Origin of the sequence: Sphingomonas sp. BGYR3 (assembly GCF_025153455.1) — a bacterium.
Taxonomy (GTDB): domain Bacteria; phylum Pseudomonadota; class Alphaproteobacteria; order Sphingomonadales; family Sphingomonadaceae; genus Sphingomonas.
Map to the genome: position 1 here is coordinate 252,232 of NZ_JANZNT010000002.1, position 14,663 is coordinate 266,894.

Annotated in this window: 14 protein-coding genes and 1 pseudogene; 11 read left to right on the forward strand and 4 right to left on the reverse strand. The window is 67.7% G+C overall.

What is annotated here, in order from left to right; translation table 11 throughout:
- Positions 1-8 precede the first annotated feature (8 nt).
- From NYR55_RS13025 to NYR55_RS13040, 4 genes and pseudogenes are all read left to right on the forward strand, one after another.
- Positions 9-1,424: an amidohydrolase gene (locus tag NYR55_RS13025; RefSeq protein ID WP_260022386.1), complete on the forward strand. Its 1,416-nt coding sequence runs from the start codon at positions 9-11 to the stop codon at positions 1,422-1,424.
- Positions 1,421-2,722, forward strand: a complete 1,302-nt coding sequence (locus NYR55_RS13030) for an amidohydrolase family protein (RefSeq protein ID WP_260021944.1) — start codon at positions 1,421-1,423, stop codon at positions 2,720-2,722. The genes NYR55_RS13025 and NYR55_RS13030 overlap by 4 nt, the downstream gene beginning before the upstream one ends.
- 102 nt (positions 2,723-2,824) lie before the next feature.
- The gene (locus NYR55_RS13035) at positions 2,825-3,217 is read left to right on the forward strand and encodes an NADH:ubiquinone oxidoreductase subunit NDUFA12 (RefSeq protein ID WP_260021945.1); all 393 of its coding nucleotides are present in this window, start codon (positions 2,825-2,827) and stop codon (positions 3,215-3,217) included.
- A gap of 206 nt (positions 3,218-3,423) precedes the next feature.
- A pseudogene (locus tag NYR55_RS13040) lies at positions 3,424-3,657 on the forward strand (DUF2155 domain-containing protein); the annotation flags it as partial.
- 35 nt (positions 3,658-3,692) lie between these two features.
- On the opposite strand, the gene aat reads toward NYR55_RS13040, so the two are convergent.
- The 3 genes from aat to NYR55_RS13055 form a co-directional block, all read right to left on the reverse strand.
- Positions 3,693-4,454 (reverse strand): leucyl/phenylalanyl-tRNA--protein transferase, encoded by a 762-nt coding sequence (aat, locus tag NYR55_RS13045; protein ID WP_260022387.1) that lies wholly within the window; start codon positions 4,452-4,454, stop codon positions 3,693-3,695.
- Positions 4,455-4,601: 147 nt separating this feature from the next.
- Positions 4,602-4,982: a hypothetical protein gene (locus NYR55_RS13050; protein WP_260021946.1), complete on the reverse strand. Its 381-nt coding sequence runs from the start codon at positions 4,980-4,982 to the stop codon at positions 4,602-4,604.
- Between the two features lie 104 nt (positions 4,983-5,086).
- Positions 5,087-6,382: a type VI secretion protein ImpB gene (locus tag NYR55_RS13055; RefSeq protein ID WP_260021947.1), complete on the reverse strand. Its 1,296-nt coding sequence runs from the start codon at positions 6,380-6,382 to the stop codon at positions 5,087-5,089.
- 233 nt (positions 6,383-6,615) lie between these two features.
- On the opposite strand from NYR55_RS13055, the gene NYR55_RS13060 reads away from it, so the two are divergent.
- From NYR55_RS13060 to NYR55_RS13075, 4 genes are all read left to right on the forward strand, one after another.
- Positions 6,616-8,391: a DEAD/DEAH box helicase gene (locus NYR55_RS13060; RefSeq protein WP_260021948.1), complete on the forward strand. Its 1,776-nt coding sequence runs from the start codon at positions 6,616-6,618 to the stop codon at positions 8,389-8,391.
- The gene (locus tag NYR55_RS13065) at positions 8,388-8,840 is read left to right on the forward strand and encodes a YaiI/YqxD family protein (RefSeq protein ID WP_260021949.1); all 453 of its coding nucleotides are present in this window, start codon (positions 8,388-8,390) and stop codon (positions 8,838-8,840) included. Before NYR55_RS13060 ends, NYR55_RS13065 begins: the two co-directional genes overlap by 4 nt.
- A gap of 144 nt (positions 8,841-8,984) precedes the next feature.
- The gene (locus tag NYR55_RS13070) at positions 8,985-10,385 is read left to right on the forward strand and encodes a porin (RefSeq protein WP_260022388.1); all 1,401 of its coding nucleotides are present in this window, start codon (positions 8,985-8,987) and stop codon (positions 10,383-10,385) included.
- A gap of 66 nt (positions 10,386-10,451) precedes the next feature.
- The gene (locus NYR55_RS13075) at positions 10,452-12,314 is read left to right on the forward strand and encodes an ABC-F family ATP-binding cassette domain-containing protein (RefSeq protein WP_260021950.1); all 1,863 of its coding nucleotides are present in this window, start codon (positions 10,452-10,454) and stop codon (positions 12,312-12,314) included.
- Between the two features lie 28 nt (positions 12,315-12,342).
- Here NYR55_RS13075 and NYR55_RS13080 read toward each other — a convergent pair whose 3' ends face one another.
- Positions 12,343-12,513, reverse strand: coding sequence for a hypothetical protein (locus tag NYR55_RS13080; protein WP_260021951.1), 171 nt, complete (start codon positions 12,511-12,513; stop codon positions 12,343-12,345).
- Positions 12,514-12,578: 65 nt separating this feature from the next.
- Here NYR55_RS13080 and NYR55_RS13085 point away from each other — a divergent pair, with 65 nt between their 5' ends.
- The 3 genes from NYR55_RS13085 to NYR55_RS13095 are packed head-to-tail and all read left to right on the forward strand — an operon-like array spanning position 12,579 to position 14,350.
- Positions 12,579-12,914, forward strand: coding sequence for a DUF962 domain-containing protein (locus NYR55_RS13085; RefSeq protein ID WP_260021952.1), 336 nt, complete (start codon positions 12,579-12,581; stop codon positions 12,912-12,914).
- 57 nt (positions 12,915-12,971) lie between these two features.
- A complete protein-coding gene (locus NYR55_RS13090; protein ID WP_260021953.1) occupies positions 12,972-13,964 on the forward strand; it encodes a cysteine synthase A in 993 nt (330 codons plus the stop codon).
- A complete protein-coding gene (locus NYR55_RS13095; protein ID WP_260021954.1) occupies positions 13,946-14,350 on the forward strand; it encodes a hypothetical protein in 405 nt (134 codons plus the stop codon). Before NYR55_RS13090 ends, NYR55_RS13095 begins: the two co-directional genes overlap by 19 nt.
- Positions 14,351-14,663: the final 313 nt, after the last annotated feature.

Here is a 14,663-nt window from a genome sequence, read left to right on the forward strand (position 1 = left end):
TGACGCTGATGCGGTGCGCAGCGATGGCCGCTGCGTGCGCGCTGGCCGGAACAGCGATGTCCGCCACCGCCGCGGAGCGGGAGAAAAAATCGGACGGAGCCAAGAAGGGCGGGGAAACCTATAACCGCGATCCTTTCCCGTCGACCTACAAGCCCTATCCGGGCGTGCCGACGCTGATCGTCAACGCAACCGTGCTGGACGGCGAGGGGCAGCAGATCGATGGCGGTGCAGTGCTGTTTGCGGATGGCAAGATCGTCGCGGTCGGGCCAAATGCCGCCGCGCTGAACGTACCCGCCGGCACGACCACGATCGACGCCGCCGGCAAATGGGTGACGCCCGGCATCATCGACGTGCACAGCCATCTGGGCGATTATCCCAGCCCCGGCGTGGACGCGCATTCCGACGGCAATGAAGCGACCGGCCCGGTGACGGCGGACGTATGGGCCGAACATTCGGTCTGGCCGCAGGACCCCGGTTTTTCGCGCGCACTGGCCAATGGCGGCGTGACCGCGCTTCAGATCCTGCCGGGATCGGCGAACCTGATGGGCGGTCGTTCGGTAACGCTGAAGAACGTCTATGCCCGCACGGTTCAGGGGATGAAGTTTCCCGGCGCGCCATATGGCCTGAAAATGGCGTGCGGCGAGAATCCCAAGCGCGTCTATGGATCGCGCGGACGCCAGCCGTCGACGCGCATGGGTAACGTCGCGGTCGATCGGCAGACCTGGGCGAAGGCACGCGAGTATGACCGCAAGTGGGACAAGTATGAAAAGGAGGGCGGCGAAGCGCCGACCCGCGACATCGCCATGGACACGCTGCGCGGCGTGCTGGACGGCGAGATCATCGTCCACAACCACTGCTACCGCGCCGATGAAATGGCCATCGTCCTCGATATGGCCAAGGAGTTCGGCTACAAGCTGGGCACGTTCCACCATGCGGTTGAGGCGTACAAGATCGGCGACCTGTTGAAGGAACGCGACGCCTGTGCCGCCGTCTGGGCCGACTGGTGGGGCTTCAAGATGGAAAGCTATGACATGGTGCCGGAAAACCTGGCGCTGGTCGATCGCGCGGGTGCGTGCGCGATGATCCATTCGGACGATGCCAACGGCATCCAGCGGCTGAACCAGGAAGTTGCCAAGGTGCTGGCCGACGCCAAGCGGGCGGGCATGGAATACACCAAGGGGCAGGCATGGCGATGGCTGTCGCTGCACCCGGCAAAGGCGATGGGCATCGACAAGATGACCGGCAGCCTGGTCGCCGGAAAGATGGCGGACGTGGTGCTGTGGAACGGCGATCCGTTCAGCGTCTATACCCGGCCCGAACGGGTGTGGATCGACGGCGCGCTGATGTTCGACGCCAATAACCCCGCGCTTCGCCCCGTGTCCGATTTCGAGCTGGGCCAGCCCGGCGAGGGAGATGTGAAATGATCGCCCGCCTGATGTTTTCCGCGGCGGCGCTTGCGTTCGCCCTTCCCGCTGCCGCCCAGACGGTGGCCATCACCAATGCCAAGCTGGTCACCGGCGATGGTTCCGCGCCCAAGGACGGCGGCACCGTGGTCATCCAGAACGGCAAGGTCGTTGCCGCCGGGGTCGGCGTTGCCGTGCCGGCCGGGGTCAAGACCGTCGATGCCGGTGGCAAATGGGTGACCCCAGGCCTGGTCGCGGGCTTTACCCGGATGGGTATTGTCGAGGTGGATGCCGTTGGCGACACCAATGACACCAGCGCCAGCGGATCGCCGTTCAACGCCGCGATCGACATTGCTCCGGCGGTCAATCCGCGGGTCAGCGCCATCCAGCTGAACCGGGCAGAGGGGATCACCCGCGCCGTGGTCGCGCCCGACACGGCGGGATCGATCTTTGCCGGGCAGGGCGCGGTCATCGACCTGGGCGTCGATACCGATCCCGTGACGCGGGCCAAGGCGTTCCAGTTCATGGAATATGGCGAATCAGGCGCGCGCTCGGCGGGTGGCAGCCGCCCGGCGGCGCTGGCGATGCTGCGCAACACCCTGTTTGAGGTAAAGGCCTATGCCGCCAGCCCGGCGGCCTATCTGGACCGGGGCAAGGACGCGCTCTTGACCCGCGCCGATGCAGAGGCGCTGGTCCCCGTGCTGAACGGCCGGCAAAAGCTGCTGGTCCATGTCGAGCGCGCCGCGGATATGCGCACGCTGATCGCGATCAAGCGCGAATTTCCGACGCTGGACCTGGTGTTCGTCGGCGCGAGTGAGGGCTGGACGCTGGCCAGCGAGATCGCCGCGGCTGGCATTCCCGTGATGGCATCGGCGCTGGTCGACCTGCCCGAAAGCTTTGACCAGCTTGCCTCGACCCAGTCGAACATCGGCCGCATGGCCGCCGCCGGGGTCAAGATCGGCATCGGCATGATCAACGACAACGAGGCGCGTCAGGCGCATCTGGCCAAGCAATATGCCGGCAATCTGGTCGCGCTGACCAAGGTGCCGGGCGCATCGGGCCTGAGCTGGGGTCAGGCGTTTGCCGCGATCAGTTCCGGCCCGGCGTCGGTGCTCGGCCTGACCGATATCGGATCGCTGGCCCCCGGCAAGCGCGGCGATGTCGTGATTTGGGACGGCGATCCGCTGGAAATCGGCTCTGCGGCGCAGGCGGTCTATATCGACGGGGTCGAACAGCCGCTGCAGAACCGGCAGACCCGCCTGTTCAAGCGCTATGCCCAGCCGCAGGAAGGCGCGCTGCCGAAAGCGTATGAGCGGTAAGGCGGGCTACGCCTGAGCCCGTTCGATCGGGGAAGCCGACTTTTCGTCCAGATGGCGGCTTCCCCGGTTGTCCCGGCCGCGCGACCGGGCTAAGCGGCGGGCATGGGACTGCTCGGCTCGATCTTCACGTGGTGGAACGGCGCCACCTTTGGCACGCATATGGGTCTGCGCGGCAAGAAGCGCGTTGGTTCGGATGCACTCGGCAATGTCTATTACGAGGGCGGGCGCGATACCGCCGGTAATCCGCGCCGCTGGGTGATCTATTCCGGGGCCAATGATTCCAGCCGCGTGCCGCCCGACTGGTTCAGCTGGCTGCACCATCAGATCGAGGGGACGCCCGACGAATCGCTGCCGCCGGTGCGCGTGTTCGAAAAACCGGCGACGCCGAACCTGACCGGCACTGGCCTGGCCTATCGCCCGCCCGGCGCGCTGGAGGCGGGGGGGCGCCGCGCCCGCGCCACCGGCGATTATGAAGCATGGACGCCGGACGCTTGAGCCGAGGCTGGCTTGCCGCCACGGCCGGCGGTCTGATCCTGCTGGCCGGTGCGGGAGCGGCGGCATGGTGGTTCTGGCCCGGCGCAACGCAGCGGACCGAAACAAAGGCGGTTGCCGAGAAGGGCACGGACGGGCTGGACGCCGCGCGCACGGACGTGGTGACCATGGCCAGCGCGCAGAGCCGCGATACGGCGGGCGCGACCCCGATGAACCAGCGCGTCGCCGTGCTGGGCCTGCTGAACAAGCGCAATGGCGAGACGCGCGATATCACGCTGCGCCCCGGACAGGCGGTGCGCGCCGGGCCGGTGATCGTCCGCCTGCGCGCGTGCGAGGTGACCGCGCCGTGGGAGCCGGATCAATATACCGGCGCCTTTGTCCAGCTGGACGTGCAGAACAGCGAGGGGCAATGGGGCCGCGCCTTTTCCGGATGGCTGTTCAAGGAACGGCCCGCGCTGAACGTGGTCCAGCATCCGATCTATGATGTGTGGCCCAAGAGCTGCAAGATGACCTTGCCCGGTGCCGATGCGCCCGCAACGCCCGATGGCGGGGCCAGCCGGTCGAGTGCACCGAAATCCCCCGAGGGCGAAGCTGGCGATGCGGCGGCCGAGGGGGCCGAACCGTCGGCCGCCCCGCCGCCCGCGCCCGCAGCCGGATCCAGCCCGCCCAGCGCCGCGCCCAGCAGGGACGAATAGCGCACGCGCGGAATTTCCACCGCGCCCAGCGTGGCAAGGTGATCCGTCTGAAACTGACAATCGAGCAGGGTGAAGCCCCCGGTGCGCAGCCGCGCGACCAGCCAGGCCAGCGCCACCTTTGACGCATCGGTCGCCCGGCTGACCATGCTTTCCCCGAAAAACGCGCGGCCGAGCGCCAGGCCGTACAGGCCGCCGACCAGCCTGTCGTCCGCGTCCCACACCTCGACCGAATGGGCATGGCCCAGCGCGTGGAGGCGCAGGAAACAGCGTTCGATGGCGCTGTTGATCCAGGTATCCGGCCGGTCGGGGGCGCTTTGCGCACACAGTTGGATGATGCCGGCGAAATCGCGGTCGGCGGTGACGCGGAACCGGTCCTGCCCGATGCGTTTCCTCAGTGATCGGGACAGGATCATGCCGTCCAGCGGCAGGACGCCGCGCCATTTGGGCTCCACCCAATAGACGCTGGCGGCATCGCGGTGATCGGCCATGGGAAACACGCCCATCTCATAGGCGCGGAGCACAACAACGGGGTCCAGTTCAGTCAGCGCGCTCACGGTCCCCAAGCTGCCGCAGCAGGGGACGGGGTGCAAGCATCGGGATGGCGGTGCAACGGATGCCGGGCGTGCCGGGGCATGAAAAAGGCCGCCGACTGGGGGTCGGCGGCCGATCGGATATCGGGTTGATTGACGCGCTTACGCCTTGCAGGTCAGCTCGCCCTTGCCCGGCAGGGTGACGGTGACGTTCTTGGCATCGCCGGTCAGCGAATAGCCGTCCGCCGTGAACGCCTCACCCGGGGCTGCGGCGCGCAGCTGGGTCGGCGTGCCCTTGGGGTCGGTCTTGATGTTCGCCAGCTTGTCGCCGTTGAAGAAATCGACATAGACTAGGCTGTTGTCCTTGCACCGGAACGTCACCGTTTCGCGGATCGACGGCGGCAGCTCGACCGGGCCGGCCTTCTTCTTTGCCTCGGCATAGGGGTCGGGGGCGCGGCTGGAGACGACTTCCGGTTCGGACTGGCAGGCGGCGAGGGTGGCAGCGGCCATGGCGGCTGCGGCGAGCAGGGGAAGCTTTTTCATGACGCGCAGTTGTTCGCTGATGCAGCACGGCGCGTCAACCCTTTTGGCCTCGCCGCGCCGCCGGCATTGATGCACCGCAGCGATGGTTTTCGTGCCCATGGCGGTCAATCGTGAAACTCATGCGCCTCCGGGATGCGGCCGAACGCAATTTTCGCACCTACCCGGTCGATCCGGCCACCGCCCATCGGGCCGACTGATACGGCGTGGCGCCCGAATTTCTCGTTGATCCGGTCCATCGCCCGCGACAGCTTGAGCGTCCGCGTCTCGCGGGCCAGCGGATCATCGGGGTTCAGCGCGCCGAACAGGCTGCCCTGTTCCCCGGCCACCGGCTCGATCTCCATCAGCGTGACGCCGATCATCCGCACCTGAACGCCGCGCGGGCGTTCTGCCGAAGCGGCCCGCAGCCGGGGGATCAGTTGATCGAGCGCGGACAGCACGACGAAACTGTCCTGCGTGGCGGGTAATTTGATGCTGGTCTGAAACTTCGCCTTGTCCTCGAACCGGGCGTGGAGGACCAGCAGGCGGCTGACATGGCCCTTGCGCCGCAAGCGGCTTGCGGCCTTCAGCGCCAGGCGGCGGGCGGTCAACCGCACCGGTTCCGGCCCGCGCTTTTGCGGGGACAGGACATGGCTGTGCCCGATGGTGCGCGATTGTGTCGGCTTTTCGGGCAAATCGACGCCGTGCAGCAGATACCATAGCCGGTCGCCATTGGTGCCGCCCCAGGCGGTGCCCGCATCGCGCGGCCGCCGTGCGCACAGCTGGCGAATGTCGAGCACGCCGTCGCGCGCCAGCCGCCGCTCCATCTTGGCCCCGATCCCGGCAATGTCGCGCAGGGACAGATCGTACAGCCGTTCGGGCAGCTCATGCCCCTCGAACACCACCAGCCCGTCCGGCTTTTGCAGATCGCTGGCCAGTTTCGCCAGCAGCCGGTTGGGCGCGATGCCCACCGAACTGGTCAGACATTCGCCGACATTGGCGCGGATCCCGGCCTTGATCCGGTGCGCCAGGGCAACCGCCTGTTCCCGGCTGTTTTCATTGTCGAGCAGGCGGCAGGCGACTTCGTCGATCGAGCAGACCCGCGTGACCGGGATATGCCGCCACACCTCTGCCACCACCGCTTCGTGTACCGCGACATACCGGTCGTGGCGGGCGGGGGTGATGATGATGTCGGGGCATTTGCGCTTTGCCTCCCACACCGGAGTGCCGGTCGAAATGCCGAATTTCTTAGCCTGAACCGACGCGGCGATGGCAACCGTCGTGTCGCTGTCCACTGGCGCCACGATCAGCGGCCGGCCGCGAAAGGCGGGATTATCCTGTTGCTCGACGCTGGCGAAATAGCTGTTGAGATCAAGGAACAGCCAGCGCAGCGGGCGCGGGGGAAGGTCGGGACGACTCGACATGACGCGCGGAACAATAGCAGAACATGGCCGGGCCGGAGAACCGAAAATCGGGGGCATCGCGCGACAGGGAAAATCAGCACGCGCATTTTCCGCACAAACCGGCTATGGACCCGGCCGAACGGCCTTGCGCCGCCATGGACGGGTGAGCGAGAGGCCCTGTCCCGGCGACGGGCGAGCCACCCCTTTCCCTCCCGCCCCGCACGCCTGTGCCGGGCAGACCTGTTGCGAGATCCATGTCCTTTTCAGAATTGCCGACCATCCTTGCCGACGCTCTGGCCGAGCGTGGCTATGCCGAACCCACTGCGGTGCAGGCCGCCGTCATCGCCGCCGATGCGGCCGGGCGCGACCTCATCGTTTCCGCCCAGACCGGATCGGGCAAGACCGTTGCGTTTGGCCTCGCCATGGCGGGCGATATCCTGGATACGGACGGGGCCGCGCCGCCGGCCGAGCGCCCGCTGGCGCTGGTCATCGCGCCGACCCGCGAACTGGCGCTTCAGGTCAGCCGAGAACTGATGTGGCTTTATGCCAAGGCGGGGGCGCGGGTCGTCACCTGTGTCGGCGGCATGGACCAGTCAAAGGAACGGCGCGCGCTTCGTGGCGGGGCGCATATCGTCGTCGGCACGCCGGGGCGGCTGCGCGATCACCTGGAGCGCGGGGCGCTGGACCTGTCGGACCTGCGCGCCGCGGTGCTGGACGAGGCGGACGAGATGCTCGACATGGGCTTTCGCGACGATCTTGAGCAGATCCTGGACGGCACGCCGGAGGGGCGGCGGACGCTGCTGTTTTCCGCCACCATGCCGGGGCCGATCGTTGCGCTGGCCCGCCGGTATCAGCGCGATGCCCTGCGCATTTCCACCGTCGGGGCGGATCGCGGCCATGGCGACATCGCCTATCAGGCGGTGACCGTCGCGCCGGCGGAGATCGAGGCGGCGGTCGTCAACCTGCTGCGCTATCACGAGGCGGAAACGGCGATCCTGTTCTGTGCCACGCGCGACAATGTGCGCCATCTGCACGCGACGCTGCAGGAACGCGGCTTTGGCGTCGTCGCGCTGTCGGGCGAACACAGCCAGTCGGAACGCAATCATGCGCTGCAGGCGCTGCGCGATCGGCGGGCGCGGGTGTGCGTGGCGACGGACGTTGCGGCGCGCGGCATCGACCTGCCGACGCTGAGCCTGGTCATCCATGTCGAAATTCCCCGCGATGCTGAAACGCTGCAGCACCGGTCGGGCCGCACGGGCCGGGCGGGAAAAAAGGGGACGGCCGTGCTGATCGTGCCCTATCCCCGTCGCCGCCGGGTGGAATCGATGCTGCGCGGGGCGCGCATCGCCGCCGAATGGATCGATGCGCCGACCGCCGAAGCGATCCGGGAACAGGATCGCGAACGGCTGATCGCCGCGCTGCTTGCCCCGGTCGAGGTGGATGACGAGGATCGGGCGCTGGCGGCGCGCCTGCTGGCCGAACGGTCGGCAGAGGATATCGCCGCCGCGCTGGTGCGCGCCCACCGCGCCGCCATGCCGCAGCCGGAGGAGCTGATCGAGAACACGCCGGAAGCGCGGCGCGAGGCGCAGGCCGAACGCCACCGTCCGGGGTTCGAGGATACGGTGTGGTTCCGCGTCGATATCGGCCGTCGCCAGAATGCCGATGCGCGGTGGATCCTGCCGCTGATCTGCCGCCGCGGGCACATCACCAAGAACGAGGTCGGCGCGATCCGCATCGGCCAGCATGAAACGCATTTCCAGATCCCCCGCGCCATCGCCGCCAAGTTTCAGGCAGCGGTCATCCGCACCGGCCAGACCGAAGGCGATGAGGATGTGGTGCGGATCGAGCCTGCCGAGGGCGGCCCGGAGGGCCATGTGCGCGGCGATCATCGCGCCGGGCCGCCGCGCGGCCGCCCGACGCTGCACCGCGCGCAGCCCAGCCGCCCGGCTGGCCCGCCGCGCGGCGGACCCAAGCCGTTCCGCAAGGGACCGGGCGGCAAGCCCGCGCACCGGGGTCCGCGTCCCAAATGACCGTCAAGATCCTCGTCGACGCCGACGCCTGTCCGGTGAAGGACGAGATCTACAAGGTGGCGTGGCGGCACGAGGTGCCCGTGACCGTCGTCAGCAACAGTCATCTGCGCGTGCCCGATCACCCGCTGATCGCCCGGGTGGTGGTCAGCGACGGGTTCGACGCGGCCGACGACTGGATCGCTGCGGCCAGCGATGCGGGCAGCATCGTCGTCACCGCCGACATCCTGCTTGCCGACCGGTGTCTCAAGGCCGGGGCGACCGTCATCGCCCCGACCGGCCGGCCGTTCACGACCAGTTCGATCGGATCGGCGATCGCCACACGCGCGATCATGGCCGACCTGCGCGCGGGGGGCGATCAGATCGGCGGGCCAAAGCCGTTCGGCAAAGCGGACCGGTCCGCCTTTCTGCAGGCGCTGGACACCGCAATCGTCCGGTTGCGCCGCCGCTGACGGACTTGCATCCGGCGGGGCGGTGGTCCATCGCCGGGCGGACGGGTTCGTGAACCATTTGTGACGGCGGAGGGGTTTTCCGTGACAGAAATGTTGCAAGGCGCCCCGCTGCGGCGGGCGGGCGGTGCGCTTGCCATCGGGGCCATGGCGCTGTTCCTGCCGGTCGATGCGGCGCGTGCCCAGACGGTCGAGGAACTGCAGCGACAGATTGACGAGCTGAAGGCAACGGTCGCCGAATTGAAGGCCGCTCTGGCCGCCCAACCCGCATCCCCACCGGTTCCGCCGCCGCCGCCGGCTACACCCGCGATTGCGGCGGCACCGCCGGTTGCCGTCCCGCCCGCGGCACCCGCCGTACCCGCCGCGCCGGTTGCAGTCGCCGCCACCGGGGACAAGCCGCGATCCCCGCACTGGTATGAACGCATCCGCCTGCGCGGTTATGCCCAGTTGCGGCTGAACGAGATCGTGGCGGGCGATGCCACGGCACCGGCCGGCGTCTCGCGGCTGCGATCCGTGGCCGATGGCGGGATCAGCGACCGCGGCAATTTCAGTTTCCGGCGCATCCGGCTGGTCATGCAGGGCGACCTGAGCGACCGCCTGTCCTTTTACGTTCAGCCTGATTTCGCCGTCGCGGTCAGCAACCAGACGGCGGGCGAACCGCGCGAGGGCTATGCCCAGCTGCGCGATGCCTATGTCGACTGGTTCCTGGACGACGCCAAAAGCTGGCAGGTGCGGTTCGGTAAGGCAAAGGTGCCGTTCGGATGGGAAAACCTGCAATCCTCGTCCAGCCGCGTGCCCATCGACCGGACGGATGCGATCAACAGCGCGGTGCCGGGCGAGCGGGATATCGGCGTCACCCTGTTCTACACGCCGCCCCGGTTTCAGCGGATCTGGGACCGGCTGGAGGAGGATGGGCAGAAGCTGTTCGGCAATTACGGCGCGTTCAGCCTGTCGGTCTATAACGGACAGGGGACCAATCGCCGGGAAAGCAACAACGGCCTGATGACCGTGGCCATGGCGACATGGCCCATCGAGCTTGGCGGCGCGCTGGACGGACAGGTGATCGAACTGGGCGGGGCGCTGCTGCGCAACGATTTCCAGCCGGAATTGCGCAGCGGCGGGGTGAGCGCCACGGCGTTCCGCGAGGAGCGGGTGGGGCTGCACGCGATCCTGTATCCCCAGCCCTTCGGCATCCAGGCGGAATGGAACTGGGGCAAGGGGCCGGAATATGACGCGGCAATCGGCGCCATCGCCGAAAAGCCGCTGACCGGCGGTTATGTGCAGACCATGTTCCGCATCAAGGACAGCCCGCTGGGCGAGGTCACGCCCTTTGCCCGGTGGCAGCATTATCGCGGCGGGTGGAAGGCCGCGCTGAACGCGCCCCGGCTGGAAACCGACGATTGGGAAATCGGGGCGGAATTCCAGTTCGCCGATCCGATCGAGCTGACGCTTGCCTATGCCCATATGCGGCGGCGGGAGGCGGATGAGCGCCGATTTGGCCGGGCCGAGGGCGATGTGATCCGTGCCCAGCTGCAATGGAATTACTGAACGCCCGGCGGGTGCGCGCAGCGGGCTATCGGTAAGGGCCGCGCCCTGCTATCGGGCGCGGCGATCATGCTGAACCTCAACAACATCACCGTGCGGCTGGGCGGCCGCACCATTTTGGACGGCGCCAGTGCCGCACTGCCCCCCCGGTCGCGCGTCGGCCTGATCGGGCGGAACGGCGCCGGCAAATCGACGATGGTGCGCGTCATTGCCGGGATGCTGGAACCGGATGGCGGCAGCGTGGAAATGCCGCGCGGCAGCCGCCTTGGCTATATCGCGCAGGAAGCGCCGTCGGGCACCGCCACGCCGTTCGAGACGGTGCTGGCCGCCGATACCGAGCGGGCCGCGCTGCTGGAGGAGGCCGAGACCCAGACCGACATGGACCGGCTGGGCGATGTGCATGAGCGGCTGATCGCCATCGACGCCTATGCCGCGCCCGCGCGGGCCGCGCGCATCCTGGTCGGGCTGGGCTTCGACGAGGAGATGCAGCAGCGGCCGCTCGACAGCTTTTCGGGCGGATGGAAGATGCGCGTGGCGCTGGCCAGCCTGCTCTTCAGCCAGCCCGACATCCTGCTGCTGGACGAGCCGTCCAACCACCTCGACCTGGAAGCGGTGATGTGGCTGGAGGATTTCCTGAAGGCCTATCGCGCGACCATCGTGGTGGTCAGCCACGAGCGCGATTTCCTGAACAATGTCGTCGATCATATCCTCCACCTGCAGGGCGGCAAGGCGACGCTCTATCCCGGCGGCTATGACGCGTTCGAAAAGCAGCGGGCCGAACGCATGGCGCAGTTGGCCGCGGCCAAGGCGAACCAGGAAGCGCAGCGGGCCAAGCTGCAGGATTATATCGCCCGCAATTCCGCCCGCGCATCGACCGCGAAACAGGCGCAGTCGCGGCAAAAGGCGCTGGCCAAGCTGACGCCGATCGCTTCGCTGGCCGAGGATCCGTCGCTCAGCTTCGATTTCCCCGATCCCGACGAGCTGCGCCCGCCGCTGATCACGCTGGACATGGCGTCGGTCGGTTATGGCGAAACGCCGATCCTCAGGCGGCTGAACCTGCGGATGGACCCGGACGACCGGATCGCGCTGCTTGGCCGCAACGGCAATGGCAAGACGACCCTGGCCCGCCTGCTCGCCGCGCAGCTGACCCCGATGGAAGGGGCGATGAACGCGACCGGCAAGATGAAGGTCGGATATTTCACCCAGTATCAGGTCGAGGAACTGGACGTCACCGACACCCCGCTGGACCACATGACCCGCCAGATGAAGGGGGCGACCCCGGCGGCGGTGCGCGCGCAGCTGGGCCGGTTCGGCTTTTCGGGCGACAAGGCGACGACCAAGGTCGGTAAGCTGTCGGGGGGCGAACGCGCGCGGCTGGCGCTGGCGCTGATCACGCGGGATGCGCCGCATCTGCTGATCCTGGACGAACCGACCAACCACCTGGATGTGGACGCGCGAGAGGCGCTGATCCAGGCGCTCAATGCCTATACCGGCGCGGTGCTGCTGGTCAGCCACGACCGGCATATGCTGGAGACGACGGCCGACCGGCTGGTGCTGGTCGATCAGGGCGCGGCGCGGGAGTTTGACGGGACGCTGGACGATTACATCGCCCATGTGCTGGGCCAGAATGCCGCCGAAAAGGCGTCGAAAAAGGACAAGAAGGCCGACCGCAAGGCTGCCGCAGAAGCGCGCGAGAAAGAGGCCGAGCTGAAGAAGCAGGCGCGCGCGGCAGAGGCGGAGGTGGCCAAGCTGACCGCCGAGAAACAGGCGCTGGACCACGCGATGTTCGCCCCCGCCGAGGCGCAACCAGCGCTGGCCAAGCTGCCGATGAGCGAGTTGATGAAGCGCCACGCCGATGTCGTCGCGCGGCTGGAAGCGGCGGAAACCCGCTGGCTGGACCTGAGCGAGGCGCTGGAGCAGGTGGCGGGTTAGGGGTTACCCATGTCCGTCATTGCGAGCGTCAGGGCCGAGGCAGCCGCCGACCCTTTGACCGGCTGGTCAGGTGGAACTGGCCGCACCGGTCGCAGCGATAGGGGAACAGGGCCAGGCCATGGCTGGCGGCCGCGGCTGCGGCCTCCCCGCCGCTGCGATAGCGGGCCTTGCGCGCGCAGATGCTGGCTCTTGTCCGCATGGTTCCCCCTGCCGTTGCGCTGACCCTGCCATTCGATAGGATGGCGGACAGAGGAGCGCAAAGCCATGGCCGCCACGATCCGCCGCTATGCCGATTTCTGGCCGCATTATCTGCGCGAACATGGGCGGCCGGAAACGCGGGCGATCCATTATGCGGGCACCGCGCTGACCTTTGTCGCGCTGGCGCTGGGGCTGAATGGTTCGGCCTGGTGGTTTTTGGGCATCCCTTTGGCCGGATACGGCTTTGCCTGGGCCGCGCATTTCGGCGTGGAGCGCAATCGGCCCGCGACGTTCACCTATCCGTTCTTGTCGCTGGTCAGCGATTACCGGATGTTCTTCCTGTGGCTGACCGGGCGGCTCGGCCCGCATCTGGCGCGGGCCGGGGTGGCAAGCCGCGCTTGATGCGCTCGCAGCAGCCCTTGCTTGCGGTGGGCAGGCGGGCGGCATAGCTAACGGGGCATGACGACCATCCCCGATACGCTCGCCCTGATCGGCAACACCCCGCTGGTGCGCCTGAAAGGGCCGAGCGAGGCCGCCGGCGCCGAAATCTATGGCAAGTGCGAATTCGCCAACCCCGGCGCGTCGGTAAAGGACCGGGCGGCGCTGTTCATCGTCGAGGATGCGGAAGCGCGCGGCGCCATCCAGCCCGGCGGCACCATTGTCGAGGGGACGGCCGGCAATACCGGCATCGGCCTGGCCCTGGTCGCCAATGCCAAGGGGTACAAGGCGATCATCGTGATGCCGGAAACGCAGAGCCGGGAAAAGATGGATACGCTGCGCGCGCTGGGGGCCGAACTGGTGCTGGTGCCCGCTGCGCCCTATGCCAATCCCGGCCATTTCGTGCACACCAGCCGTCGGATCGCGGAGGAGACGCCGAACGCGATCTGGGCCAATCAGTTCGACAATATCGCCAATCGCCGCGCCCATATCGTCGGCACCGCGCCCGAAATCTGGGATCAGATGGACGGGCGGATCGACGGGTTCACCTGCGCCGTTGGCACGGGCGGGACGCTGGCCGGCATCGGCCTGGGGCTGAAGGAGCGGGACGAAAAGGTGCGGATCGCGCTGACCGACCCGCACGGCGCCGCGCTCTATCACTATTACGCCCATGGCGAGTTGAAGGCCGAGGGATCGTCGGTGGCCGAGGGGATCGGGCAGGGGCGGATCACCGCCAATCTGGAAGGCGCGCCGATCGACACCCAGTACCGCGTGTCGGATGCAGAGGGCATGGAATGGGTCCGCCGCCTGCTGGACGAGGAGGGGCTGTGCCTTGGCCTGTCGTCCGGCATCAACGTGGCGGGCGCGGTGCGGCTGGCGCGGGAACTGGGGCCGGGATCGCGGGTGGCGACGATCCTGTGCGACACCGGCTTTCGCTATCTGTCCAGCCTGTACAACGCAGAATGGCGCGCGGCAAAGGGGCTGGTGGTGCCCGAATGGGCGGATCGCGGCTGACGAACCGTGCGCGATGGGCGGTGGACAGGGACGGGCTTCCCTGTTACTTCCTTGCAACAGTGCTGCAACAATCGACAACCGACCGGGGGCAGGTTCTTCAGCGGGTCCGAGTCGGCCTGACCGGGCTGACGATCGTCGTCCTGCTGATTCTGGTTGCTGCCATCATCTATCGGTCCGCCTCTCGCGAGGTGCAGCCCGATGTGATCGGCCAGCCCAATCCCGATGTCGTGGCGAACATGACCATGGCCACGCCTGTCGCCAATGTCGCCGGCCCGCCCGACAATGACGAACCGCTGGCAACCCTGGGCGTCGCGCCGAGTGCCCGGCCAAAGGAAGATGCGGTTCCGGCCGATCCCGCTGCGGACCAGCCGACTCCGCAGCCCTGATCCCGCGGGGCTGCGTCCCCCACTTTTCCCCACCACCGCCCCCAAATCGCCCCACCGGTTGCCGAAAACCCCCTTTTGCGTTGCTGACGGGTGCAAAAGGGCCCATCCGTTGGCCTGCGACCCCCGAATGGTTAACCCGGCAATGAGAACATAGATCGAATAAACCGCGCTCAGAACTGGATCGCTCGGCCGCTCATGCCGCTTTTAGAGCGCTGTGGGGCAAATTCCCGGAAAATGGCGTTGAATCCCGGCAGGGTTTGCGATAGCTCTAATCGCTAACAGGGCAGGGATTTCACGCGCCAGAGTCACGTTC

What these genes read in the sequence shown, in the direction of transcription:
- NYR55_RS13025 (WP_260022386.1), top strand. Translation starts at nt 9, where the DNA reads ATGCGGTGCGCAGCGATGGCCGCTGCGTGCGCGCTGGCCGGAACAGCG.
- NYR55_RS13030 (WP_260021944.1), top strand. Translation starts at nt 1,421, where the DNA reads ATGATCGCCCGCCTGATGTTTTCCGCGGCGGCGCTTGCGTTCGCCCTT.
- NYR55_RS13035 (WP_260021945.1), top strand. Translation starts at nt 2,825, where the DNA reads ATGGGACTGCTCGGCTCGATCTTCACGTGGTGGAACGGCGCCACCTTT.
- NYR55_RS13050 (WP_260021946.1), bottom strand. Translation starts at nt 4,982, where the DNA reads ATGAAAAAGCTTCCCCTGCTCGCCGCAGCCGCCATGGCCGCTGCCACC.
- NYR55_RS13055 (WP_260021947.1), bottom strand. Translation starts at nt 6,382, where the DNA reads ATGTCGAGTCGTCCCGACCTTCCCCCGCGCCCGCTGCGCTGGCTGTTC.
- NYR55_RS13060 (WP_260021948.1), top strand. Translation starts at nt 6,616, where the DNA reads ATGTCCTTTTCAGAATTGCCGACCATCCTTGCCGACGCTCTGGCCGAG.
- NYR55_RS13065 (WP_260021949.1), top strand. Translation starts at nt 8,388, where the DNA reads ATGACCGTCAAGATCCTCGTCGACGCCGACGCCTGTCCGGTGAAGGAC.
- NYR55_RS13070 (WP_260022388.1), top strand. Translation starts at nt 8,985, where the DNA reads ATGGCGCTGTTCCTGCCGGTCGATGCGGCGCGTGCCCAGACGGTCGAG.
- NYR55_RS13075 (WP_260021950.1), top strand. Translation starts at nt 10,452, where the DNA reads ATGCTGAACCTCAACAACATCACCGTGCGGCTGGGCGGCCGCACCATT.
- NYR55_RS13080 (WP_260021951.1), bottom strand. Translation starts at nt 12,513, where the DNA reads ATGCGGACAAGAGCCAGCATCTGCGCGCGCAAGGCCCGCTATCGCAGC.
- NYR55_RS13085 (WP_260021952.1), top strand. Translation starts at nt 12,579, where the DNA reads ATGGCCGCCACGATCCGCCGCTATGCCGATTTCTGGCCGCATTATCTG.
- NYR55_RS13090 (WP_260021953.1), top strand. Translation starts at nt 12,972, where the DNA reads ATGACGACCATCCCCGATACGCTCGCCCTGATCGGCAACACCCCGCTG.
- NYR55_RS13095 (WP_260021954.1), top strand. Translation starts at nt 13,946, where the DNA reads ATGGGCGGATCGCGGCTGACGAACCGTGCGCGATGGGCGGTGGACAGG.